30 protein-coding genes and 1 tRNA gene are annotated in these 19,998 nt (G+C 55.3%); 14 read left to right on the forward strand and 17 right to left on the reverse strand.

Going from position 1 to position 19,998, the window contains the following annotated elements:
• Window positions 1-62: 62 nt before the first annotated feature.
• Together KGA81_RS19440 and KGA81_RS19445 are read right to left on the reverse strand one after the other, a co-directional pair.
• On the reverse strand, window positions 63-683 hold the full coding sequence (locus KGA81_RS19440; protein ID WP_060540000.1) for a hypothetical protein: 621 nt from the start codon (window positions 681-683) through the stop codon (window positions 63-65).
• Window positions 684-737: 54 nt separating this feature from the next.
• Window positions 738-938, reverse strand: coding sequence for a Cro/CI family transcriptional regulator (locus KGA81_RS19445; RefSeq protein ID WP_060540001.1), 201 nt, complete (start codon window positions 936-938; stop codon window positions 738-740).
• Between the two features lie 106 nt (window positions 939-1,044).
• On the opposite strand from KGA81_RS19445, the gene KGA81_RS19450 reads away from it, so the two are divergent.
• The 8 genes from KGA81_RS19450 (at window position 1,045) to KGA81_RS19485 (ending at window position 4,846) form a co-directional block, all read left to right on the forward strand.
• On the forward strand, window positions 1,045-1,767 hold the full coding sequence (locus tag KGA81_RS19450) for a LexA family transcriptional regulator (protein ID WP_060540002.1): 723 nt from the start codon (window positions 1,045-1,047) through the stop codon (window positions 1,765-1,767).
• A 218-nt stretch (window positions 1,768-1,985) separates the two neighbouring features.
• Window positions 1,986-2,234 (forward strand): DUF1654 domain-containing protein, encoded by a 249-nt coding sequence (locus tag KGA81_RS19455; RefSeq protein ID WP_154863044.1) that lies wholly within the window; start codon window positions 1,986-1,988, stop codon window positions 2,232-2,234.
• A gap of 377 nt (window positions 2,235-2,611) precedes the next feature.
• Window positions 2,612-3,061, forward strand: a complete 450-nt coding sequence (locus KGA81_RS19460; RefSeq protein WP_060540004.1) for a tellurite resistance TerB family protein — start codon at window positions 2,612-2,614, stop codon at window positions 3,059-3,061.
• Window positions 3,058-3,261 (forward strand): hypothetical protein, encoded by a 204-nt coding sequence (locus KGA81_RS19465; protein WP_154863045.1) that lies wholly within the window; start codon window positions 3,058-3,060, stop codon window positions 3,259-3,261. Before KGA81_RS19460 ends, KGA81_RS19465 begins: the two co-directional genes overlap by 4 nt.
• 65 nt (window positions 3,262-3,326) lie before the next feature.
• The gene (gene csrA / locus KGA81_RS19470; RefSeq protein WP_154863047.1) at window positions 3,327-3,527 is read left to right on the forward strand and encodes a carbon storage regulator CsrA; all 201 of its coding nucleotides are present in this window, start codon (window positions 3,327-3,329) and stop codon (window positions 3,525-3,527) included.
• Window positions 3,528-3,677: 150 nt separating this feature from the next.
• Complete coding sequence (locus KGA81_RS19475; protein ID WP_154863049.1) at window positions 3,678-3,950, forward strand: hypothetical protein; 273 nt, start codon at window positions 3,678-3,680, stop codon at window positions 3,948-3,950.
• On the forward strand, window positions 3,947-4,408 hold the full coding sequence (locus tag KGA81_RS19480) for a hypothetical protein (protein WP_223547747.1): 462 nt from the start codon (window positions 3,947-3,949) through the stop codon (window positions 4,406-4,408). Before KGA81_RS19475 ends, KGA81_RS19480 begins: the two co-directional genes overlap by 4 nt.
• Window positions 4,409-4,489: 81 nt before the next feature.
• A complete protein-coding gene (locus KGA81_RS19485; protein ID WP_154863053.1) occupies window positions 4,490-4,846 on the forward strand; it encodes a hypothetical protein in 357 nt (118 codons plus the stop codon).
• On the opposite strand, the gene KGA81_RS19490 is transcribed toward KGA81_RS19485, so the two are convergent.
• The 3 genes from KGA81_RS19490 to KGA81_RS19500 all read right to left on the reverse strand — a co-directional run bounded on the left by KGA81_RS19490 (window position 4,847) and on the right by KGA81_RS19500 (window position 7,178).
• Window positions 4,847-5,065 carry a hypothetical protein gene (locus KGA81_RS19490; RefSeq protein ID WP_154863054.1) on the reverse strand — a complete coding sequence of 73 codons (219 nt, stop codon included), beginning with the start codon at window positions 5,063-5,065 and terminating at the stop codon, window positions 4,847-4,849.
• A 130-nt stretch (window positions 5,066-5,195) separates the two neighbouring features.
• Complete coding sequence (locus KGA81_RS19495) at window positions 5,196-5,873, reverse strand: hypothetical protein (RefSeq protein WP_154863056.1); 678 nt, start codon at window positions 5,871-5,873, stop codon at window positions 5,196-5,198.
• A 234-nt stretch (window positions 5,874-6,107) separates the two neighbouring features.
• Window positions 6,108-7,178, reverse strand: a complete 1,071-nt coding sequence (locus KGA81_RS19500; RefSeq protein WP_154863058.1) for a hypothetical protein — start codon at window positions 7,176-7,178, stop codon at window positions 6,108-6,110.
• 47 nt (window positions 7,179-7,225) lie between these two features.
• Here KGA81_RS19500 and KGA81_RS19505 point away from each other — a divergent pair, with 47 nt between their 5' ends.
• The 3 genes from KGA81_RS19505 (at window position 7,226) to KGA81_RS19515 (ending at window position 8,984) form a co-directional block, all read left to right on the forward strand.
• Window positions 7,226-7,576: a hypothetical protein gene (locus KGA81_RS19505; RefSeq protein WP_154863060.1), complete on the forward strand. Its 351-nt coding sequence runs from the start codon at window positions 7,226-7,228 to the stop codon at window positions 7,574-7,576.
• Window positions 7,577-7,659: 83 nt separating this feature from the next.
• The gene (locus KGA81_RS19510) at window positions 7,660-7,872 is read left to right on the forward strand and encodes a hypothetical protein (protein ID WP_154863062.1); all 213 of its coding nucleotides are present in this window, start codon (window positions 7,660-7,662) and stop codon (window positions 7,870-7,872) included.
• On the forward strand, window positions 7,872-8,984 hold the full coding sequence (locus KGA81_RS19515) for a phage integrase Arm DNA-binding domain-containing protein (protein WP_154863129.1): 1,113 nt from the start codon (window positions 7,872-7,874) through the stop codon (window positions 8,982-8,984). Before KGA81_RS19510 ends, KGA81_RS19515 begins: the two co-directional genes overlap by 1 nt.
• Before the next feature lie 89 nt (window positions 8,985-9,073).
• Here the strand turns inward: KGA81_RS19515 and KGA81_RS19520 are convergent.
• From KGA81_RS19520 to thrS, 9 genes are all read right to left on the reverse strand, one after another.
• Window positions 9,074-9,150 (reverse strand) — tRNA-Pro (locus tag KGA81_RS19520).
• A gap of 89 nt (window positions 9,151-9,239) precedes the next feature.
• Window positions 9,240-9,596, reverse strand: coding sequence for a MerR family transcriptional regulator (locus KGA81_RS19525; protein ID WP_003179985.1), 357 nt, complete (start codon window positions 9,594-9,596; stop codon window positions 9,240-9,242).
• Complete coding sequence (gene ihfA, locus KGA81_RS19530) at window positions 9,577-9,879, reverse strand: integration host factor subunit alpha (protein ID WP_002553164.1); 303 nt, start codon at window positions 9,877-9,879, stop codon at window positions 9,577-9,579. The genes KGA81_RS19525 and ihfA overlap by 20 nt, the downstream gene beginning before the upstream one ends.
• Window positions 9,880-9,882: 3 nt before the next feature.
• The gene (pheT, locus tag KGA81_RS19535) at window positions 9,883-12,261 is read right to left on the reverse strand and encodes a phenylalanine--tRNA ligase subunit beta (protein ID WP_223547748.1); all 2,379 of its coding nucleotides are present in this window, start codon (window positions 12,259-12,261) and stop codon (window positions 9,883-9,885) included.
• Between the two features lie 26 nt (window positions 12,262-12,287).
• On the reverse strand, window positions 12,288-13,304 hold the full coding sequence (gene pheS, locus KGA81_RS19540) for a phenylalanine--tRNA ligase subunit alpha (RefSeq protein ID WP_007975711.1): 1,017 nt from the start codon (window positions 13,302-13,304) through the stop codon (window positions 12,288-12,290).
• A gap of 109 nt (window positions 13,305-13,413) precedes the next feature.
• Complete coding sequence (gene rplT, locus KGA81_RS19545) at window positions 13,414-13,770, reverse strand: 50S ribosomal protein L20 (RefSeq protein WP_007905879.1); 357 nt, start codon at window positions 13,768-13,770, stop codon at window positions 13,414-13,416.
• Window positions 13,771-13,798: 28 nt separating this feature from the next.
• Window positions 13,799-13,993 (reverse strand): 50S ribosomal protein L35, encoded by a 195-nt coding sequence (gene rpmI, locus KGA81_RS19550; protein WP_002553160.1) that lies wholly within the window; start codon window positions 13,991-13,993, stop codon window positions 13,799-13,801.
• Window positions 13,994-14,053: 60 nt separating this feature from the next.
• Entirely contained in the window at window positions 14,054-14,605 is a 552-nt protein-coding gene (gene infC / locus KGA81_RS19555; protein ID WP_172668659.1) for a translation initiation factor IF-3, read from the reverse strand.
• Entirely contained in the window at window positions 14,605-16,527 is a 1,923-nt protein-coding gene (gene thrS, locus KGA81_RS19560) for a threonine--tRNA ligase (protein WP_223547749.1), read from the reverse strand. Before thrS ends, infC begins: the two co-directional genes overlap by 1 nt.
• Window positions 16,528-16,901: 374 nt before the next feature.
• On the opposite strand from thrS, the gene KGA81_RS19565 reads away from it, so the two are divergent.
• Window positions 16,902-17,204, forward strand: coding sequence for a hypothetical protein (locus KGA81_RS19565; RefSeq protein WP_108217751.1), 303 nt, complete (start codon window positions 16,902-16,904; stop codon window positions 17,202-17,204).
• A 291-nt stretch (window positions 17,205-17,495) separates the two neighbouring features.
• Window positions 17,496-17,708, forward strand: a complete 213-nt coding sequence (locus KGA81_RS19570) for a cold-shock protein (RefSeq protein ID WP_003179963.1) — start codon at window positions 17,496-17,498, stop codon at window positions 17,706-17,708.
• A 70-nt stretch (window positions 17,709-17,778) separates the two neighbouring features.
• Here KGA81_RS19570 and KGA81_RS19575 read toward each other — a convergent pair whose 3' ends face one another.
• Window positions 17,779-18,099, reverse strand: a complete 321-nt coding sequence (locus tag KGA81_RS19575) for an I78 family peptidase inhibitor (protein ID WP_223547750.1) — start codon at window positions 18,097-18,099, stop codon at window positions 17,779-17,781.
• Between the two features lie 154 nt (window positions 18,100-18,253).
• Entirely contained in the window at window positions 18,254-18,559 is a 306-nt protein-coding gene (locus KGA81_RS19580; protein ID WP_223547751.1) for a hypothetical protein, read from the reverse strand.
• A 132-nt stretch (window positions 18,560-18,691) separates the two neighbouring features.
• Here KGA81_RS19580 and KGA81_RS19585 point away from each other — a divergent pair, with 132 nt between their 5' ends.
• Window positions 18,692-18,883 (forward strand): hypothetical protein, encoded by a 192-nt coding sequence (locus KGA81_RS19585; protein ID WP_223547752.1) that lies wholly within the window; start codon window positions 18,692-18,694, stop codon window positions 18,881-18,883.
• A 43-nt stretch (window positions 18,884-18,926) separates the two neighbouring features.
• On the opposite strand, the gene KGA81_RS19590 is transcribed toward KGA81_RS19585, so the two are convergent.
• Window positions 18,927-19,904, reverse strand: a complete 978-nt coding sequence (locus tag KGA81_RS19590) for a nucleoside hydrolase (protein ID WP_223547753.1) — start codon at window positions 19,902-19,904, stop codon at window positions 18,927-18,929.
• Window positions 19,905-19,998: the final 94 nt, after the last annotated feature.

Consider the following 19,998-nt stretch of genomic DNA (forward strand, 5'->3'; position numbering starts at 1 on the left):
TCGCCGCTCTCTAGTTTTGCGAATCAGCCGACCTCGACCGTCGGCTTTTTTGTGTCTACGACTCAGGCGATCGACTTCAGCACTGGGCGAGATTTTTCGATCATCTCTTCGGCTTTCCGGCCAAGCTCCCCTGCCCTTGCTTCAACTTGCCGACACTCCTTGGCGAACGCTGGCAAGTGCGGCAGGTCCTTTTCGCTCATCACTTGGTCGTCGAACACCTCGCTTCCGGTGTCAATCACATCCCCCAGGGCGCGGATCAACGCACTGAAGCTTTTGCTCCCGCATTGTTCGGTCGCCATCTGGCGGGCACCAATCAAACCGTGACGGCTGGCCAGTTCATTGACGCAGTGATCACGGAACTCAGGCTCGAGTGCATTCACCCACGACTCTTCCAGCCAAGAAGGAATTTCCTGCTCGCTCGACAGCCAGCGTTGAACACGTTTGAGCCAACGACCTGTTGCCCTCACGAACGGGAGGACATCGTTCAACCGCGCCAGCTCATCGAAATCAGGTACCTTCGCCAACTCGATCTTCGCGGCAGGGACGATTAAGTAAATTTCTCGGCTCAGCGCCTGGGCGAAATCGTCCTGGCTCAGGTTGGTGCGAGCGATCTGATTTGCCGCATGCGCAACCAGCACCTGATCACGGGTTTGCAATTTGTGTCCTGGACTGGACGTATCCATATGAACTGCTCTCTTCTAATCTGGCTTCAATGGAGCGCTGGATAATGTGTTTGATTAACCAGCGAGACGCTGAGGTTGGGCAGGAAAGGGCTTTACCTCTTCCGCCTCGAAGCTGCCGTCATCAAATTCGGTCACATAAACTTCCCGCCCTGCTTTTAAGGCTTTGCTGATGCCGCCTTGGCTCATACGAAGCGCTGTTGCTGCTTTTAGCTGGCCAACTTTCGTCACAAAATCTTTGAGTGGTATGCGCTGCATACAGAACCTCTTTCACCATGCACACGCAAAAGTATTACCTGCGGTCTTTATTAAGTCAATATCGGCGGTCTTAGATTGATATTACCTGACGTAATACAGTGCTTTTATGAATAAACCTTTGAAAAAACGCCCATTGAGTGACGTAGAGCAGCAGGAATGCGCCGCGCTGAACGCGCTCTATAAAGCGAAGAAAAAAGAGCTCGGGCTGAGTCAAGAAAAAATTGCTATAGAAGGCCTCAAGGCCAATAGCCAGAGCGCTGCGAGCCACTATTTGACAGGGCGAAACGCCTTGAACATCGAGGCCGCCTCTGTATTTGCGCGTTATTTGAAAGTCCCTGTTTCAGCCTTTAGCGAGCGTCTTGCTAAAGAAATCGGCTCGCTTTCAAGCTCTGAGCCTTCGAATGTGGGTTCAACTCGTCAACCCATTGAGTCCTTCCGCTATCCAGTCATCAGTTGGGTTGCAGCTGGTGCCTGGGCGGAAGCCGTCGAACCCTTCCCTCCTGGGTTTTCAGATCGATACGAGCTATCGGACTACAACTCAAAGGGCCCGGCTTTCTGGCTTGAGGTCAAAGGTGACTCGATGACATCTCCGGTCGGGACAAGCATTACTGAAGGAACGCTGATCCTAGTTGATACTGAGGCTGACGTTCAGGCTGGAAAACTAGTGGTGGCCAAATTGGCTGACAGTGACCAGGCCACCTTCAAGAAGCTCGTAGATGACGGTGGTCGGCGTTACTTGAAGCCATTGAACCCTGCCTACCCTACAGAGATGTGTGCAGAGAATTGTCGAATCGTCGGAGTCGTGGTTAGGGCGCTGCAAAAGCTATAAACATGGCAACCCATCTTATCTACCTCTAGAGAGCCCGCCATGCGCGGGCTTTTTCGTCTTCCGACCACACAAACTTTTTCTCTTTTTCTAAATCCGCAGCCTTCGTTTCTCTTTTTACATAAGGACGGCTGCAGGTAGCAGAAAAGGGCTATCCCAACCCGTCAAATATTTGACATTTTATGGTGGTGTTTTCAAACGACAAAAGTAAGGATCACCGTATGCATCGCCCTCTTTCTGCAAGCTCATCTGAGACTTTATGTGAGCGTCTACGCCGACGTATCCAACGCCTCATCGCTACACCGCATGCGCAGAAGATCCAATCCGTTTTAGTCACCAGATCAGAGAACGAATCTGCCGAAGCGTGGCACCAGGTGATGCAGGAGATTGAAGACACCGATGGGGTCCGCATGGATCGGCTTGAGTGCGGTGCCATTAGGATCGGGTGGCGAGAGTACTGCGAAGCGTAGAGAGAGCCCGCGATTGAGCGGGTTTTTATTATCTGCTGTATTTTTTATTACCTGCGGTCTTGACCAATTGTATTATCGCGAGTAATTTATTGCTCAAGCCATCGGCTCAGCAGCGAAAGCCGCGCCGCTCTTTAACAGTCAGCGAAACAAACAACAAACCGCATTGCCTCTATCGGCGACCGGCGAGCAGACAGGCCCGAAAGCCTGCCCACGACAGGATCAACCTGGACGGCTGATCGATGGTGAAACGCCAGAACCGTGTGAATGACCCGGCAAGCAATGCGCCCCGCTCCTCCGGCGACAATAGGACGGACAGCATCACTGCTGCACCTTGGTGACAGGGTGCAGCGGGATGTAATCCCACCAGAGGAAACACCATGTTCGGAATGAAAAAACTCTTCGGCAAACAAGTCGGCAATGCCCAGGCCGAAATGAAGAAGGTCGTTAACCGCGACTTGATGCAGGCCATTGTCGGTGGCGGATTATTGGTTGCCGCGGCCGACGGAGAGATTGAAGCCAGCGAGGTTTCCAAGCTGGATGAGCTGATTCGCTCCAACCCGAATTTGACGCACTTCGGCAGCGAGATCACCGAAACAATCAATCGTTTTACAGGCCAGTTGAACGCCAACTTTCAAGTAGGTCGACTGGCGATCAAACGGGAACTGGCCGACATCAAAAACGTTCCGGCCGACGCGGAGGAAGCCTTCGTTAACATTCTTGCCGTTGCCCAGGCTGATGGTCAGATTGAGCCAGCAGAGTTGGTGGTGCTGAAGGAAATAGGCATGCACTTCGGTCTGCGCCTCGCTGACTACGGTATCGAGGCTTGAAGTACGCGGCAAAGGTTCTGCTGATCCTGCTGGCCCTGATCGTCGGCTGCATGTTGCTGAGCAATGTAGCCTCCCGGGCCACTTGCTCCTACTACGGCTTCCAGACTGATCGAGAGACCCGCTACGCCGCCTTTGTTGGCTGCATGGTTCGGTTTGACGGGGCCTGGTTCCCACGCAATGAAATCCGCGTAATACAGTGATGTTTCACTGATGCCGCTTCTTGCAAGGCGGCATTGGAAAACCAACTCACGCAAGGAAATGGACAATGCTGATTTTGACTCGCAAAGAAGGCGAAAGCATCAACATAGGCAACAACATCACGATCACAGTGCTGGGTGTTAGCGGCAAACAGGTACGTATCGGAACAAGCGCACCAAAGGATGTCCAGGTGCATCGAGAAGAAATCACACAGCGCATTCAGGCAGGTTTGTCGAAATCCGCGATGGCAACACCTGCGTTCGCTTAAGCAGGTCTTTGTGACGCAAACAATGGCCCGGTTCCGATCGGGCTTTTTTACGCCTGCAATTTATCAATCAGCTCCCTTCCCGGCCAATTGGCCACCAGCAGGTGGTCGGAGTGCTGATGAATACACCTAACCTACTCCGAGGGATCAACCATGCACCCATCATTTCTTGAGCGCTTCGATGAAGTCGGTGTGCTGCTGCAACGAACAAAGGCCGCCCGCTCCGGGTTCTACAGTCTTGTTGATCGACGAACCCCAGCCAAACCGGTGCGCTACCAAGTCGCCGGCGGAAGCTTCGGCATGTACCAGATTAAAGACCTCACCACCGGCAAGACTCGCGCCTTCCGTGCCGACTACAAGGCTGCTCACGACATCGCCATGCAGTTTGAAGCCAAAACCAATCGCCAGACTGCAATGAATCTATGAAAAAGCGAAAGCCCAACAACATGCGTACCCGGATAGAGCGAGCGAGTCGGGCACTGCTCAATGCCAATCACGTTGCGGTGGTCCACATCGACCCCAGTGGACGTCAAGGGATGCTCAACCGGAAGAGCTGCAAGAGCATCCCGCCAGGACAACGCATGGCCGAAGCAGTCTGCGACTTTGCCCATCGCTGGACGATCTATGTCAGCGTCCAGTGTCGCGATCAGCACGGCCACCGCTACACCAAATCGGTCGAGGTCGCCCCTCAAGGCAATTATCTGGCCGCCCACCTCGAAGACGTGATCGAGGACACCTACAAAGCCCTGGTCGCCGAAAGCAACCCAAATCATCGGGTTGCGTCGGGCTGGATCGCCATTCCCGCCGAGCTCTCACTGACTGAAGAACAGGCCGCCCGGGTGTTCGACGCCGTGGGTGTCTGGACCCAGCAGGGGGCAGCATGAGACGCATCAGCAACCAGGTGCGCCAGCGCCGACGACAGACATGGCTGGATCTACCAGCCCACGGTATTGAAGAGGCAGGCCATGGCCGAGGAACAGCAGGAGCCGACGGCGGAAGCTATCAAGCAGCGCAAGAAGCGCGAGAAGAAAGCGGCGGACGATGCCAAGAAAGGTATCGGCGTATTCAAGGTTGAGGTGGCCGGCGTGTTCATACCGGATCTAAAGCGCCTGATGGAAGAACACGGCTTCAACAACCAGCAGGAGGTGTATCAGAACCTACTGCGCAACGTGATCGCCGCTGACTTCGAGACTGCCGCATGGATGCTCCGCTGTGTCACGACACCTTACGAGCCAAACGAAAAGGTGTCGCGAGCGTTTTCCGATCAGAGCATCGCCGAGCTACAGCGTGATCCTGGGGACGAGATCATTGCACCATCTTGATCAGGATGATTTAGAAACGCTGATGTGACGATTGAATGGTGGATAGACCGACATGCTATCGGTGACTTCATACGAGGCAACTACTTCGCCAGCGCTGTTGAGTTCGTCATACCAATAGATGTCCGTATCTTGACCTTTGCGGGATCCTTTCGCCTCCATCCCCTTATCGACCAGCGTGTGGCCTTCAGGGATTGGTATTTTTTTGTAGTGCTCTTCCATCTGCTTTCTCCGTGTGCCCGGCCCCATGCCGGTCACCCGTAATACCCCAACCCAAACCAAATTGCCACCATCGGTCACGCAGGGCGCGCGCCTAACCCACCCTCACCTATCGCACTCAACCTACGTACCACTAGCTCACTACAACATCTTTGATTTCAAACTGGTGTCGCTTCAATGTAAAAGTCTGGGATGCAAACTTCTCGACGGGAACAATAGATGTAATATCACTTAGGTCTCCAATATCAAGTTCGAGTGCACCATTGGCGTTTAGAGCTTCAGATGCGCACCCCAGACAAAATCTATATTCCCTCTGCCATGCATACTGAATATCTTTTCTAAATAAACCGACGACACCGCTGTGATTACCCATGTCTACATAATCAACTTGCCCATAGCCTCCTTCAAAAAATGGAGAGCTATACAAATGCGGGTGCGCAAGAATTGCAGCACTCATGCGCCTTGAGAATTCACCGATATTATTCACTAGCAAAACATGATCACCCAGCTCTGCAAAGCGACTACTTAAAGTAAGCTTCCCTTCATGCTCACCGGGGATCAAGCCATCGAGACCATCAGCTAAAGCAGCCATACAAAAAATAAAAATATTTGAGGGGTTAGGCAAATCAACTCGCATGATGGCGTCCGGGCCTAATGAAACTTCCTCTCCATCGATTTCAACAAAAAGCTCACCAACCGACGCCCCTCCCATTCGACTGTGTAGCGTCAAGTAATTCTTTTCTAAATCATCTTTTCTTAGCGCGGTAGCTTCCTCACCCTTCAACTCTGAAAAATAACTAACGCTGTTCATGTACATCTTTCCATTCTGAAATTGCTTCAGACGAGAAAGGGGTCCTGCTCGAAAAAGCAACCAACACTGACGATTCGGACTTCGGTCTAGAAACGCATCTGTTTGAATAGAGCCAGTAATAGCCATAACTACCCCCCTAAATAATCGCGGTCACTTCATTCCGGCTCCATGCCGGACCGAACACAAATACCCCACTTCTACGAATCACGCCAGCTGGCGAGGGAATCGACCGGGTCACTTACGGATTTTTCCCACTAATTCGGCAAGCTTATCTAAGCCGTCGAATGTAGAAGGTATAGCGCTTTCGTCGTTAACGATGCCACTGAAGACAACCTGCTCAAAACGCTCCAGCAACCCCGCACTACCTTCAGGCGCGCCTTTTGAGTATTCAGCATAACTCTGCACAAACTGACAAAGCGTCATCCGCAAATCAATTTGGAGCAGTTGGGCTTTAATAGAACGAAAGTTTTGAAGGGCGACCCTAAAAAAATAAAGAAGCAGCAATTCCAAACCAGCTAATGCAGCAAGACCAATGAGGTCCGGCTCAGATTTGGCTGGAGCATAGAGCACGCTTAAAAATTTCACCACTACGGGAACTAGCAATAATAACCCGAGCCCCAGGAGAAAGAAAAAATTCCACCTCTTTTCAGACACTTTTGTCGTCTTCAGACTTTTGAAACCTGAATAAAGGCCAACAAAATTGAACGCTGTTTCATACGTCTCAAGCTTTTCTGCCAAAGCGTTCACTCTGATTTCTCTATCTAAGATTGCTTTTTCAGCGCTCTCTCGTTCGCTTTCAGAACGTTTGATGACGTCTGGCAAATCCTTTAAGGAACTGAGACTTGGGTGGTACAGGTAATGTTGAACGACATTAATTAACATCTGGTGGCCAGCATATCTAACTTGAGTAGTCGCAGCGCCATACTCAAAATCAGATACACGAGTCAGGATCTCGAGGAGCTCGTTCGAAATCTGATGAGGACTACTAAGCTGATATTCAATCACAAATCGGTAGCAGTAAGCAAAAAGATGCTCGGCGCTTTGCTCGCCTAGGTCAAAGCTTTTCACTTCGTCCATGAATCGATCGCCCAAAGCAGCAATATTCATAATACATCTTTCATCATAGCTTTCTGGGTTACTGTGAACGTGAAAAAGCGTTACCCCAATAAACTCAAGCAGGAACTTATGCTTAGGCTTATCGCTATCTCTTAGTGCATCCAACCCACCACGAACCTTGCTCACCATATTAGATAAAATTTGCTTGTTACGATCAGTGGCGAAATAGCTATTGATTGGACTACTCATACTCCCTCCCATCCCCAAAAGGCTAAATATACCGCCGAGGTATCCCCATGCCCACAGAAAACCGATCCAACACAGTCCTCACGCCGCGCCCGGGCAAGGAGTTCTGGGACAAACTGAATGCCCTACCGCGCTACATGTTCCTGCTGAAGCCTTCAGACGCCGGCGTTCAAAAGCTGGAGGACCGCACTGGCAACTGGATCGAAGTGCACGAAGCGCAGCAGGTTGTTGACCAGGCACAGGAGGAGATCAACCAGATCCGCGCTGAGCGTGACGCCCTGCAGCTTCGCCTGAACGCAGCGGATCACCGGATTGATGAGCTGGCAGACCTTGCTCCAGAGATCAGGTCGCAGGATGGCCGTCGATTCCACGCGTATCGGTTGCAGCCCCTCATGGCTTGACGCCGGAAGTTAGCTCAGGCGCTGCGAAAAGCAGCGTACCCCCATCGCCACCTTCTGCCGCCACGCGCGGCATGGAGCATCCAATGAAAAAAGAACTGATTAAGATAAGCGAGTTTCAGCGCCGACGCTGGGGCGGAGGTGGCACTCCGCTTTGCTCACAGGCAATCCGCAACCACATCCGGAACGGAATGGTTCCCGGCGAGCAGATAGGCAAACTCTGGTACGTTGACTGGGCCGCATTCAGCCGCTCGAACGGCAACGACCTGGTCGCAATGGTATTGAAAGGAGCTGCATGATGGCGCCACGGCCGCGCAACCCTGCGAACAAGGGACTTCCGCAGAACCTGTACTACGACGCGCGGCGCTCGACCTATCGCTACCGGCGGCCTACCGACGGGAAGTGGTTTTCGTTCGGCGCCGATCGCCTTAAAGCCATTGATGCAGCGAAACAGCTGAACCTTGAGTTCATGCGCGGCTCCGATCTGGTTGGCGCCGTGATGAATAACGCCACAGAAACGTTCACAGGATTCCTCGACACCTACGAGCGCGACGTCCTGCCTCCACGCGAGCTGGCCAAGGGCACCTTGGACCTGTACGCCGTGCACTTCCGGCGCTTTCGCAAGCATTTCGAGGGCAAGGCAGTTGACCAGATCACAATCCGCATGATCGCCGAGATGCTGGACTCCCTGACTCCACGCACAGCCAACCAGTGCCGGGCCCTGCTGGTTGACATTTTCAACCATGCTGCGGCCAAGGGCCTGTGCCCGGACAATCCGGCTGCCAGCACCATCAATCGCATCGAAAAGAAGCAGCGCAAGCGGCACACCGTGGAGGGCCTAAAGGCAATTAGGGAAAAAGCGCCAGCCTGGTTGCAGAACGCGATCGACCTGGCCCTGATCACCGCCCAGCGGCGGACGGACATCCTCGATATGCGCTTTGATGGCATCCGGGAGGGCTTCCTATACCTGGTGCAGAAGAAGACAGCGAAGGCCAGTGATGCCGCGTGGATTCGCTTTCGAGTGACGCCCGAGTTGCAGGCGGTGATCAGTCGCTGCCGTGACGACACAGCGTCACCGTACTTGGTGCACCGGAAGCCCAATCGCCTGAAACAGAAACAGGCGCAGACCAAGGACCACTGGACGAAGGTTGAGGAGCGGTATTTGACGCGAGCATTCAAGGAAGCCAGGGAGGCGGCGAACTGCTACGCGGGATGGAAGGAAGAAGAGATGCCGGGCTTCCACGAAGTGCGAGCGCTATCGCTGCACCTATACAAGAAAGCCGGAAAGGACGGGCAGAAAATTGCAGGCCATGCGAGCGAGGGCATGACCAAAAACTACCAGCGCGACCACGAGGAAGTCATCTGGTCCGAGGCAATTCCGGACCTGAATATCAGCGAAATCACCGGATAGTTTTGCGCCAGTTTTGCGCGGGTTTTGCGCAGACACAAAAAAGCCGATCCAACTGATCGGCTTAAGTGCCTGATTTTAATCAGAAAATATGGTCGGGACGGAGTGATTCGAACACTCGACCCCTAGCACCCCATGCTAGTGCGCTACCGGACTGCGCTACGCCCCGACTAGGCGTGAAACACGTCCCTCACCTCGAGGAACGCTCAAGAATATATCGCAAGCTTTTGAAAACTGAAAGTATTTAAAAGCAGAAATTTATTTCTTGAGCACCACCAGCACATCTTCGAGCTCGGCGATCATCTGGCGGATCATCTGTTTGTATTGGGTGGTGTCGTCTTTGGCTTCATCACCGGACAAACGCAGGCGCGCTCCGCCGATGGTGAACCCCTGATCGTAAAGAAGCGCGCGGATCTGCCGGATCATCAGCACGTCCTGGCGCTGATAATACCGGCGGTTTCCGCGGCGTTTGACGGGGTTGAGCTGAGGAAACTCCTGCTCCCAGTAGCGCAGCACGTGTGGTTTTACCGCACACAGCTCGCTGACTTCACCAATGGTGAAGTAGCGTTTGCCCGGGATGACGGGGAGCTCGTCGTTATGACTTGGTTCCAGCATAAGCCTCAACTCGGGCCTTCAACTTCTGCCCTGGACGAAAGGTGACCACACGGCGAGCCGTGATCGGGATTTCTTCCCCCGTTTTCGGATTGCGGCCAGGCCGCTGGCGTTTGTCCCGAAGGTCGAAATTGCCGAAACCGGACAATTTGACTTGTTCGTTGTCTTCAAGAGCGTGCCTGATTTCTTCAAAAAACAGTTCGACCAATTCCTTGGCCTCCCGTTTGTTCAGGCCCAGCTCTTCATACAGACGTTCCGCCATCTCAGCTTTCGTCAGAGCCCCCATACGTCACTTCCTTAACGTGGCGTTCAACCTTTGTTCAAGCGAGGTGAGGATGTTTTGCGTTGCGGTATTCACCTCATCGTCATTAAGAGTGCGCGATGGATGCTGCCAGGTCAAGCCGACTGCGAGGCTTTTTCTATCAGGATCAATGCCTTTACCCTGATACACGTCAAATAGCCTGAGGTCTGTCAGCCATTCACCTGCATTTTCACGGATTACGTCCAGTACAGCCGTGGCTGCGACGTCTTTGTGTGCAATCAGTGCAAGGTCACGACGCACTTCAGGAAAGCGCGATAACTCGTGGAATGCAGGCATTTTGCCCGACGCCACTTCCGCCAGAACCAGCTCGAAGACGAAGACCGGACGGTCGAGACCGAGGGTTTTCGACAATTCAGGGTGGATAGCGCCAATGAAGCCGACCAGACGACCGTCACGCTCGATGCGCGCGGTTTGACCCGGGTGCAGCGCTGGGTGCTTGCCCGGCACGAAAGTGAACGCATCCAGGGCACCGGCGAAGCCCAGCACTGCTTCCACGTCTGCCTTGACGTCGAAGAAGTCGACGGTATCGCGCCCCTGCGCCCAGCCTTCCGGCAGGCGACTACCGCAAACAACACCGGCCAACATCGGCTCTTGCTTCAAACCTTCGAGCTGACCAACGAAACGCAGGCCGCTTTCGAACAGACGCACGCGATCCTGCTGACGGTTCAGGTTGTGCTGAAGCGCCTTGACCAGACCTGGCCACAGCGACGATCGCATGGCGGCCATGTCATTGGAGATCGGATTGGCCAGCAGCAACGGCTCAACACCCGGATTGAACAGTTCGAACTGTTTCGGATCGATGAAGCTGTAGGTAATGGCTTCCTGATATCCACGGGCAACCAGCAGACGACGCAGTTCAGGCAGGTCGCTACGGGCTTCTGCCTTGGCTTGCGGCGCCAGACGCGCTTGCGGGTAACGAACCGGCAAACGGTTGTAGCCGTACAGGCGTGCCAGCTCTTCGATCAGGTCGACTTCCAGGCTGATATCGAAGCGATGGCTTGGCACTTCTACACGCCACTGCCCTGCCCCGTCGGCAGTAATGGTCAGGCCCAAGGCATTGAGCAGACGCTCCACTTCGGCCGAATCCATTTCCATACCCAGCATCTGGGTAATGCGCTGGGCACGCAGGGTGACCGGAGCGATTTTCGGCAGGTGCTGTTCGCTGACGGTCTCGATGATCGGACCCGCTTCACCACCGGTGATGTCCAGCAGCAAGCCGGTCGCGCGCTCCATGGCCTCACGGGCCAGTTGCCAGTCCACACCACGCTCGTAGCGATGGGATGCATCGGTGTGCAGGCCATAGGAACGGGCCTTGCCTGCTACGGCGATCTGGTCGAAGAAGGCGCTTTCCAGGAACACATCACGGGTGGTCGCGGACACACCGCTGTGCTCGCCACCCATGACACCGGCGATAGCCAGTGCGCGGGAGTGGTCGGCAATCACCAGGGTATCGCTACGCAGGCTGACTTCCTGACCGTCGAGCAGCACCAGCTTCTCGCCCTCTTCGGCCATGCGCACACGGATGCCACCGTTGATTTCGGCGAGATCGAAGGCGTGCAGCGGCTGACCCAGTTCCAGCATCACGTAGTTGGTGATGTCGACTGCAGCGTCGATGCTGCGCACGTCTGCACGACGCAGGCGCTCGACCATCCACAGCGGCGTAGGCCGGGACAGGTCGACGTTACGAATCACACGCCCCAGATAACGTGGGCACGCGGCCGGCGCCAGCACTTCTACCGAACGCACTTCATCATGCGCGGCAGGCACCGAAGCCACCACCGGACGGACCACCGGAGCGGCGTACAGCGCGCCGACTTCACGGGCCAGACCGGCCAGGGACAGGCAGTCACCACGGTTCGGGGTCAGATCGACCTCAATGCTGGCATCTTCCAGGTTCAGGTATTCACGAATGTCCTGACCGACCGGCGCATCGGCCGGCAGCTCCATCAGACCGTCATTACCTTCACCGACCTGCAGCTCGGATTGCGAGCACAGCATGCCGTTGGACTCAACGCCACGCAGTTTGGCCTTCTTGATCTTGAAGTCGCCTGGCAGCTCGGCGCCGATCATGGCGAAAGGAATCTTCAGGCCCGGGCGCACGTTTGGCGCACCGCACACGACCTGGAAGGTTTGCGAACCATCGCTGACCTGGCACACGCGCAGCTTGTCGGCGTCCGGGTGCGGTTCGGTGCTCAGCACCTCGCCAACCACCACGCCACTGAAAACACCGGCGGCCGGCGTAACGCTATCGACCTCAAGACCGGCCATCGACAGACGAGCAACCAGCTCGTCGCGACTTACCTGCGGGCTAACCCAGCCACGCAGCCATTGTTCACTGAATTTCATCCTGCTCTCCTAAGAATTCGTTACGACTAGCGAAATTGCGCGAGGAACCGCAAGTCGTTGTCGAAGAACAGACGCAAGTCGTTCACGCCGTAACGCAGCATGGCCAGACGCTCGACACCCATGCCGAAGGCAAAGCCCGAGAACTCTTCCGGGTCGATCCCGGACATGCGCAGTACATTCGGATGCACCATGCCGCAGCCCATCACTTCCAGCCAGCCGGTCTGCTTGCAGACGCGGCAGCCTTTACCGCTGCACATCACGCATTCCATGTCGACTTCAGCGGATGGCTCGGTGAACGGGAAGTAGGAAGGACGGAAACGCACCGCCAGTTCCTTTTCGAAGAACACCCGCAGGAACTCTTCGATGGTGCCTTTGAGGTCGGCGAAATTGATGTCGCGATCGATCAGCAGGCCTTCGACCTGATGGAACATCGGCGAGTGGGTGATATCGGAGTCGCTGCGGTATACACGGCCTGGGCAGACGATGCGGATCGGCGGCTGTTTCGACTCCATGGTGCGGACCTGTACCGGCGAGGTATGGGTGCGCAACAGCATGTTCGCATTGAAATAGAAGGTGTCATGCATCGACCGGGCCGGGTGGTGGCCTGGGATGTTGAGCGCTTCGAAGTTGTGATAGTCGTCTTCGACCTCGGGGCCTTCGGCGATGCCGTAGCCAATACGGGTGAAGAACTGTTCGACGCGTTCCAGAGTGCGGGTAACCGGGTGCAGACCACCGGAGGTCTGACCACGGCCAGGCAGGGTCACGTCAATGGACTCGGCGGAGAGTTTGGCAGCCAGATCGGCTTCTTCAAACAATGCCTTGCGCGCATTAAGGACCTCTGTGACACGCTCCTTGGCAACGTTGATCAGCGCACCGACCTGCGGACGCTCTTCTGCCGGCAAATTCCCCAGGGTCTTCATCACCTGAGTCAATTCACCCTTCTTGCCAAGGTAGTGAACCCGGATTTGCTCCAGGGCATTGATATCTTCAGCGCTTTGCACAGCCTCTAGAGCTTGAGAGACGAGCGCATCCAGGTTTTCCATGTACAGACTCCAGATACAAAATAGGGGAAGAGCTTGAAGGCTCTTCCCCTATTTATGACGTTTAACACCTGACCCCACAGATGCGAGGCCGGGTGACTGTCGGGGGTACTTAAGCCAAGGTGGCTTTAGCTTTCTCGACAATCGCAGCAAACGCCGCTTTTTCGTTCACTGCCAGATCAGCCAGAACCTTACGGTCGATCTCGATGGACGCTTTTTTCAGGCCGGCGATGAAACGGCTGTAGGACAGACCGTTGATACGAGCACCAGCGTTGATACGAGCGATCCACAGAGCGCGGAACTGACGTTTTTTCTGACGACGGTCACGGTAGGCGTACTGGCCTGCCTTGATTACCGCTTGCTTGGCAACACGGAATACGCGGGAGCGTGCGCCGTAGTAGCCTTTAGCAAGTTTCAGAATTTTTTTGTGACGCTTACGGGCAATGACGCCACGCTTTACACGAGCCATGAGTTACTTCCTCTATTCTTGACTAAAATTAACGAAGGCGCAGCATGCGCTCGACTTTTGCCACGTCAGACGGATGCAGCAAGCTGCTACCGCGCAGTTGACGCTTACGCTTGGTCGACATTTTGGTCAGGATGTGGCTCTTGAAAGCGTGCTTGTGCTTGATACCGTTAGCAGTTTTCAGAAACCGCTTAGCAGCACCACTTTTGGTCTTCATTTTTGGCATGTTCGGATACTCCGCATTCAGTTGATAAACATAATCAGAAGGCCTGCCGTGCCCTGTTGATTACTTCTTCTTTTTCGGGGCGATGACCATGATCAGCTGGCGTCCTTCCATCTTAGGATGCTGTTCGACCGAACCGTACTCGAGCAAGTCACCTTCAACTCGCTTGAGGAGTTCCATCCCCAGCTCCTGGTGGGCCATCTCACGGCCGCGGAATCGCAAGGATACCTTGGCCCTGTCCCCATCACTCAGGAAACGTACCAGGTTGCGCAGTTTTACCTGGTAATCCCCTTCCTCCGTCCCTGGACGAAACTTGATTTCTTTAACCTGAATCTGCTTCTGGTTTTTCTTGGCCGCAGCAACCTGCTTCTTCTTTTCGAAGATCGATTTGCCGTAGTCCATCAGTTTGCAAACAGGTGGTACTGCATCGGCGGAAATCTCCACCAGATCCAGCTTGGCCTCTTCAGCCTTAAGAAGCGCGTCTTCAATTGACACAATCCCGAGCTGTTCACCTTCAGCTCCAATTAACCGAACCTCGCGTGCCGAGATATTCTCGTTGATCGGGGCTTTCGGTGCAGCTCGTTTATCTTGTCTCATTTCACGCTTAATAATAATTACTCCGAATCTGGGCGACCACGCCGGGAAACCGCTTGCGCGAGGAACTCAGCGAACCGGGCGACGGGCATCGAGCCCAGGTCAGCACCTTCACGAGTACGCACAGCGACAGTCTGCATCTCGACTTCCCGATCTCCGATAACCAGGAGATAAGGAACCTTGAGCAACGTATGCTCGCGGATTTTAAAGCCGATCTTTTCATTTCTCAAGTCAGACTTGGCACGAAACCCGCTTTCGTTGAGAGTTTTTTCCACTTCGGCGGCAAAATCAGCCTGTTTATCAGTGATATTCATCACCACTGCCTGGGTCGGAGCCAGCCACGCAGGGAATGCACCCTCGTAGTGCTCGATCAGTATTCCGACGAAGCGTTCGAAAGACCCCAGGATCGCCCGGTGCAACATGACCGGGTGCTTGCGGCTGTTGTCTTCGGAGACGTATTCGGCTCCCAGACGCACAGGCAGGTTAAAATCGAGCTGCAGGGTACCACATTGCCAGACGCGACCAAGGCAATCTTTCAGCGAGAACTCGATCTTCGGACCGTAGAACGCACCCTCGCCCGGTTGCAGATCGTACGGCAGGCCCGCGCTATCAAGGGCTGCGGCCAGTGCAGCTTCGGCGCGATCCCAAAGCTCGTCGGAACCGACGCGTTTTTCCGGACGAGTGGACAGCTTCATCTCGACATCGGTGAAGCCGAAGTCGGCGTAGACATCCATGGTCAGCTTGATGAACGCAGCGGATTCAGCCTGCATCTGTTCTTCGGTGCAGAAAATGTGCGCGTCGTCCTGGGTGAATCCACGCACGCGCATGATGCCGTGCAAGGCACCCGATGGCTCGTTACGGTGGCAGGCACCGAATTCGGCCAGGCGCATCGGCAACTCGCGGTAGCTCTTCAGGCCCTGGTTGAACACCTGCACATGGCACGGGCAGTTCATCGGCTTGATCGCGTAGTCGCGGCTTTCCGACTGGGTGGTGAACATGTTGTCGGCGTAGTTGGCCCAGTGCCCGGACTTTTCCCACAGGCTGCGGTCAACGACCTGGGGGGTCTTGATTTCCAGGTAACCGTTGTCGCGCTGCACCTTGCGCATGTACTGCTCGAGTACCTGGTACAGGGTCCAGCCATTGGGATGCCAGAACACCATGCCCGGCGCTTCTTCCTGGGTGTGGAACAGGCCCAGGCGCTTGCCGATCTTGCGGTGGTCGCGTTTTTCGGCTTCTTCGATGCGCTGGATGTAGGCCGCCAGTTGCTTCTTGTCCGCCCAGGCGGTGCCGTAGACGCGCTGCAATTGCTCGTTCTTGGCATCGCCACGCCAGTAGGCGCCGGACAGCTTGGTCAGCTTGAAGGATTTCAGGAAGCGCGTGTTCGGCACGTGCGGGCCGCGGCACATGTCGACGTATTCTTCGTGATAGTACAGGCCCATGGCCTGCTCGTTCGGCATGTCTTCGACCAGGCGCAACTTGTAGTCTTCGCCACGGGCCTTGAACACTTCGATCACTTCGGCGCGCGGAGTGACTTTCTTGATCACGTCGTAATCTTTCTCGATCAGCTGCTGCATGCGCTGTTCGATGGCCGCCAGGTCGTCCGGAGTGAATGGACGCTCGAAGGCGATGTCGTAATAGAAACCTTCGTCGATGACCGGACCGATGACCATTTTGGCGGTCGGGTACAACTGTTTGACTGCATGGCCAACCAGGTGGGCGCAAGAGTGGCGAATGATCTCCAGCCCCTCTTCATCCTTTGGCGTGATGATTTGCAGCGACGCGTCGCTGTCGATGATGTCGCTGGCGTCGACCAGCTTGCCATTGACCTTGCCGGCCACGGTGGCCTTGGCCAGGCCTGCACCGATGGATGCGGCGACCTCGGCTACGGAAACCGGGTGATCGAATGAACGTTGACTGCCGTCGGGAAGAGTAATAGTTGGCATGGCGCCTCCTCTCCTAGTGGTGACCCCTACCAAAGGTCACGTGGGTTGGGATGAGCCAGTACAAGATCCGGTCCAGGCCATTCAATGACGAACGCCTGCCTTACAGCGGCAGGAGCCTTGCGGCCAACCGGAAAACCGAACCAGAGTGACTGGGATTCAAATCAGGGTTAATCGCGCATCTGCCGCTGCCGGGACTGAAGGTCCGTCGGAGCCTGCAAACGCCCGAGCGGGGCATGCTAGCACAGATGAACGGCGGTAGCTGCGCAGAGGTTTTCCGACGCGGTAAATCAGGCGTTTTTATGCCAGAGTGATGAACTTGAGCCACGCATTAGCGCTCAGATAACAAGACATTGACCCACAAGGAGCATCCCAGCATGCGTCTGAACCGTTTGTTCGCCGTAGTCGCACCCATCGTTCTGCTGCTGCCATTGGCCGCCCACGCCGATTGGCCAAAGGGTGAGCGCGAGAAATACATGGCGCAATGCGTCCCTGCAGCGGCACAAAAGATCGGTGATGCGAAGGCAAAAGCCGTCTGTGGTTGCGGCGCCGACCAGATCAAATCCTATCCTGCCAAAGACCTTCAGGCATTGATGGACGGCACGGCAAGTCAAGAACTGGGAAATCAGGCGATGAAGAAAATCGCCACTTGCAGGGTCGATCCCGGGGCGAAGAAATAAGCTTCTCGCATTGTTTTTTTCACCTGCAATGACCGAAAAAACAGGCCGAATGTCACTTTATCTGACATTTTTTGAAGGTTTTACAGCTTTTTTTTCGTCTTTTCTTTCGGCTGAAAGCCTTATAAACCGGGGCTTTCAGCCATTTAAAGACATAAAGAAACCACGACCGATCGGCAAACAGCTCGCCCGGGGGGCTCCCAAAGCGAACATTTCGACTATGATATCCGGGTGTGCCCAGTTGGCCTGAGCAGCACAGCACTACTGAAAATATATGTTTCTTGGAGATACACCATGTCTAATCGCCAAACCGGCACCGTTAAATGGTTCAACGATGAAAAAGGCTTCGGCTTCATCACTCCTCAAGGTGGCGGTGACGACCTGTTCGTACACTTCAAAGCTATCGAAAGCGACGGTTTCAAAAGCCTGAAAGAAGGCCAGACTGTTTCCTTCGTGGCTGAGAAAGGCCAAAAGGGTATGCAAGCTGCTCAAGTTCGCCCAGAGTAATTTCCAGGCGCACTAAAAAAACCCCGTCCATGTGACGGGGTTTTTTATGGGTGAAACAAAAGCCGGGCGATCAGCCGCAGTTGACGCGGGTGACCACCTTATTGGCATCGGTGTTCAGATTCAGGCGGTCGGAACGGTACTCCAGCGTCACCATGTCGGTTGGCAGCAGGAACCGCGCATTTTGCGCTCCTGCGCGGGTACGCGCTTGCTCAAGCAGCTGCGGCGATGCCTGTTTACCGATGGTGAACTCGGCAGCCTTCGCTTCACAGCGGCTGTGACCCGAGTCTGTCGTCGCAACATCCGTTGCTGCCGACTCGGTAGAGGCAGTGCTGCAACCGGCCAGCGTGGCAACGGCCAACAAAGCACCCAATGACGCGAGCTTCCAAGGCATGAAGCCTCCTTATTCAATGATTAAGCTGAGATCGTGCGACAGCCAGACTGGCGTTTGGTTTCACAGGCAGTGCCCATGATCCGGACGAGCCGCGATTCTGCCTGAGCGGCGCCCTGCCCTTAATCACTGAATCGTGACTGAATATGAACGACGCTCAATAGACGTCGATGTAGTCGAATGGCGGATTGGGCCAGTTCTCTTTCAAGGCATTGAAGATCTGCATGACCCAGACTTCATCGCTGGCCGCGACTCGCCCGACATAACCGGAGCCCTTGGCCCAGGTTTCCAGCCGGAACAACAACCCGTCGATATCGGTACCGCCCACGACACCCGAGGAGATGTAGGCAATGCCTCCTTTGGTGACCCGCAACTGAGTGTGTTCATCGTCACTGGCGCCGGCCAGCAACCGGCGCACCGCCTCAAGGGTCAGGCCATCCGGGGAGTTCAAATCGATCTGCACAGCGCATTCCTTGAATATTCGTCAGAGACCAAGTGTCGCACAGCCCTCCTTTGCTGCCTAAGTCGACGTGTCAAAAGCCCCGCAAAGTGGTTAACTCGGCACTCAGCCTTCCCCGACCTCACGAGCGCCATCATGACCACCGTAACCATCGACGCTGACATCAAGGCCAAGTGGCAAGACGGCCACAGCTCCTACAGCCCAGGCAGCACGGAGGAGCTCGCCATTATCGGTATCGACCTGCTGGTCAGGGACCTTGGAACCGAAGCCGCCCAATCGTTCATCGAGCAGATCTTCGAGAAACATCTGTCGGACCAAAAATCCTAAGCGGTTAACGCGAGGGAGTAAAACCACCTGCGGGAGATGATGCTTACTTCAGGCGGGCCAGGCGCTCGGTCAGCAGATCGAAGAAGCCCTGGGCATCGCCGTTTTCAACCCAGAAGGCGTTCTTTGGCGCCTTCAAGCCGTCATACCAGTCGACGATGGTTTGTCCAAAGGTCGGCCCTTCGCGACTGTCGACCACCACGTTGACCGAGCGACCGCTGAACAACTGCGGTTTGAGCAGGTAAGCGACAACCGTGGCGTCATGCACCGGGCCGCCCGGAATGCCGTAGTGTTCCATGTCGCCCTTGACGTATTCATTGAGAATGTCGCTCACCACCCGACTGGCGTTGTTGTTCAGCGCGGCAATCTGTTGCAGGCGCGCTTCGCTGGTCAGGATCTTGTGGGTCACATCCAGCGACAGGTAGGTCAGCTTTACACCACTCCTGAGTACCACTTCGGCGGCTTGCGGATCGGCGAACAGGTTGAACTCGGCCACCGGCGTGATGTTGCCGCCATTGAAGTGCGCACCGCCCATGACCACCACTTCCTTGATGCCCTGCACGATACCCGGCGCCTGGATCAGCGCCAGGGCCAGATTGGTCTGCGGGCCGAGCATGGCGATAGTAATGCTGTGGGGCCTGGCCGATTTCAGCGTATCAATCAGGTAAGTCACCGCACTGCCCTTTTCCAGCCCCTTCTTCGGCTCATGCACCGCGACGCCCGACAGACCTTCCCTACCATGAATATCCTCGGCATGGATCGGCGCGCGCATCAGCGGCCCGGGTGCACCGGCATAGACCGGCACCTCCTCACGCCCCGCCCATTCCCGGGCCAATCGTGCGTTGCGCGAGGTCTTGTCCAGGGGAACGTTGCCGGCAACGGTGGTCAATGCCCGAACATTCAGCTCATCCGGCGATGCCAGGGCGAACAACAGGGCAACGACATCGTCAGCCCCTGGATCGGTGTCGATGATCAAGTCGATCTTTGCTGCCTCGTGGGTGTTCGTTGCGGTCTTCAAGGTCAAAGCAGCAGGCTCCGGAGCAGTGGGTTTGGTTTCTGAGCATAGCGATACGGAACACACTCCTTGTGCCGGGGACATCAAACACGCGGACAGCCAG

This window comes from Pseudomonas sp. A-B-19, from assembly GCF_019947515.1.
Lineage (GTDB): Bacteria > Pseudomonadota > Gammaproteobacteria > Pseudomonadales > Pseudomonadaceae > Aquipseudomonas.

What these genes read in the sequence shown, in the direction of transcription:
- rpmI (WP_002553160.1), bottom strand. Translation starts at nt 13,993, where the DNA reads ATGCCAAAAATGAAGACCAAAAGTGGTGCTGCTAAGCGGTTTCTGAAA.
- KGA81_RS19440 (WP_060540000.1), bottom strand. Translation starts at nt 683, where the DNA reads ATGGATACGTCCAGTCCAGGACACAAATTGCAAACCCGTGATCAGGTG.
- pheS (WP_007975711.1), bottom strand. Translation starts at nt 13,304, where the DNA reads ATGGAAAACCTGGATGCGCTCGTCTCTCAAGCTCTAGAGGCTGTGCAA.
- KGA81_RS19575 (WP_223547750.1), bottom strand. Translation starts at nt 18,099, where the DNA reads ATGCCTTGGAAGCTCGCGTCATTGGGTGCTTTGTTGGCCGTTGCCACG.
- KGA81_RS19455 (WP_154863044.1), top strand. Translation starts at nt 1,986, where the DNA reads ATGCATCGCCCTCTTTCTGCAAGCTCATCTGAGACTTTATGTGAGCGT.
- KGA81_RS19475 (WP_154863049.1), top strand. Translation starts at nt 3,678, where the DNA reads ATGCACCCATCATTTCTTGAGCGCTTCGATGAAGTCGGTGTGCTGCTG.
- KGA81_RS19480 (WP_223547747.1), top strand. Translation starts at nt 3,947, where the DNA reads ATGAAAAAGCGAAAGCCCAACAACATGCGTACCCGGATAGAGCGAGCG.
- csrA (WP_154863047.1), top strand. Translation starts at nt 3,327, where the DNA reads ATGCTGATTTTGACTCGCAAAGAAGGCGAAAGCATCAACATAGGCAAC.
- KGA81_RS19460 (WP_060540004.1), top strand. Translation starts at nt 2,612, where the DNA reads ATGTTCGGAATGAAAAAACTCTTCGGCAAACAAGTCGGCAATGCCCAG.
- KGA81_RS19570 (WP_003179963.1), top strand. Translation starts at nt 17,496, where the DNA reads ATGTCTAATCGCCAAACCGGCACCGTTAAATGGTTCAACGATGAAAAA.
- KGA81_RS19510 (WP_154863062.1), top strand. Translation starts at nt 7,660, where the DNA reads ATGAAAAAAGAACTGATTAAGATAAGCGAGTTTCAGCGCCGACGCTGG.
- rplT (WP_007905879.1), bottom strand. Translation starts at nt 13,770, where the DNA reads ATGGCTCGTGTAAAGCGTGGCGTCATTGCCCGTAAGCGTCACAAAAAA.
- pheT (WP_223547748.1), bottom strand. Translation starts at nt 12,261, where the DNA reads ATGAAATTCAGTGAACAATGGCTGCGTGGCTGGGTTAGCCCGCAGGTA.
- KGA81_RS19500 (WP_154863058.1), bottom strand. Translation starts at nt 7,178, where the DNA reads ATGAGTAGTCCAATCAATAGCTATTTCGCCACTGATCGTAACAAGCAA.
- KGA81_RS19525 (WP_003179985.1), bottom strand. Translation starts at nt 9,596, where the DNA reads ATGCTGGAACCAAGTCATAACGACGAGCTCCCCGTCATCCCGGGCAAA.
- thrS (WP_223547749.1), bottom strand. Translation starts at nt 16,527, where the DNA reads ATGCCAACTATTACTCTTCCCGACGGCAGTCAACGTTCATTCGATCAC.
- KGA81_RS19490 (WP_154863054.1), bottom strand. Translation starts at nt 5,065, where the DNA reads ATGGAAGAGCACTACAAAAAAATACCAATCCCTGAAGGCCACACGCTG.
- KGA81_RS19450 (WP_060540002.1), top strand. Translation starts at nt 1,045, where the DNA reads ATGAATAAACCTTTGAAAAAACGCCCATTGAGTGACGTAGAGCAGCAG.
- ihfA (WP_002553164.1), bottom strand. Translation starts at nt 9,879, where the DNA reads ATGGGGGCTCTGACGAAAGCTGAGATGGCGGAACGTCTGTATGAAGAG.
- KGA81_RS19485 (WP_154863053.1), top strand. Translation starts at nt 4,490, where the DNA reads ATGGCCGAGGAACAGCAGGAGCCGACGGCGGAAGCTATCAAGCAGCGC.
- KGA81_RS19515 (WP_154863129.1), top strand. Translation starts at nt 7,872, where the DNA reads ATGGCGCCACGGCCGCGCAACCCTGCGAACAAGGGACTTCCGCAGAAC.
- KGA81_RS19505 (WP_154863060.1), top strand. Translation starts at nt 7,226, where the DNA reads ATGCCCACAGAAAACCGATCCAACACAGTCCTCACGCCGCGCCCGGGC.
- KGA81_RS19445 (WP_060540001.1), bottom strand. Translation starts at nt 938, where the DNA reads ATGCAGCGCATACCACTCAAAGATTTTGTGACGAAAGTTGGCCAGCTA.
- KGA81_RS19495 (WP_154863056.1), bottom strand. Translation starts at nt 5,873, where the DNA reads ATGAACAGCGTTAGTTATTTTTCAGAGTTGAAGGGTGAGGAAGCTACC.
- KGA81_RS19565 (WP_108217751.1), top strand. Translation starts at nt 16,902, where the DNA reads ATGCGTCTGAACCGTTTGTTCGCCGTAGTCGCACCCATCGTTCTGCTG.
- KGA81_RS19585 (WP_223547752.1), top strand. Translation starts at nt 18,692, where the DNA reads ATGACCACCGTAACCATCGACGCTGACATCAAGGCCAAGTGGCAAGAC.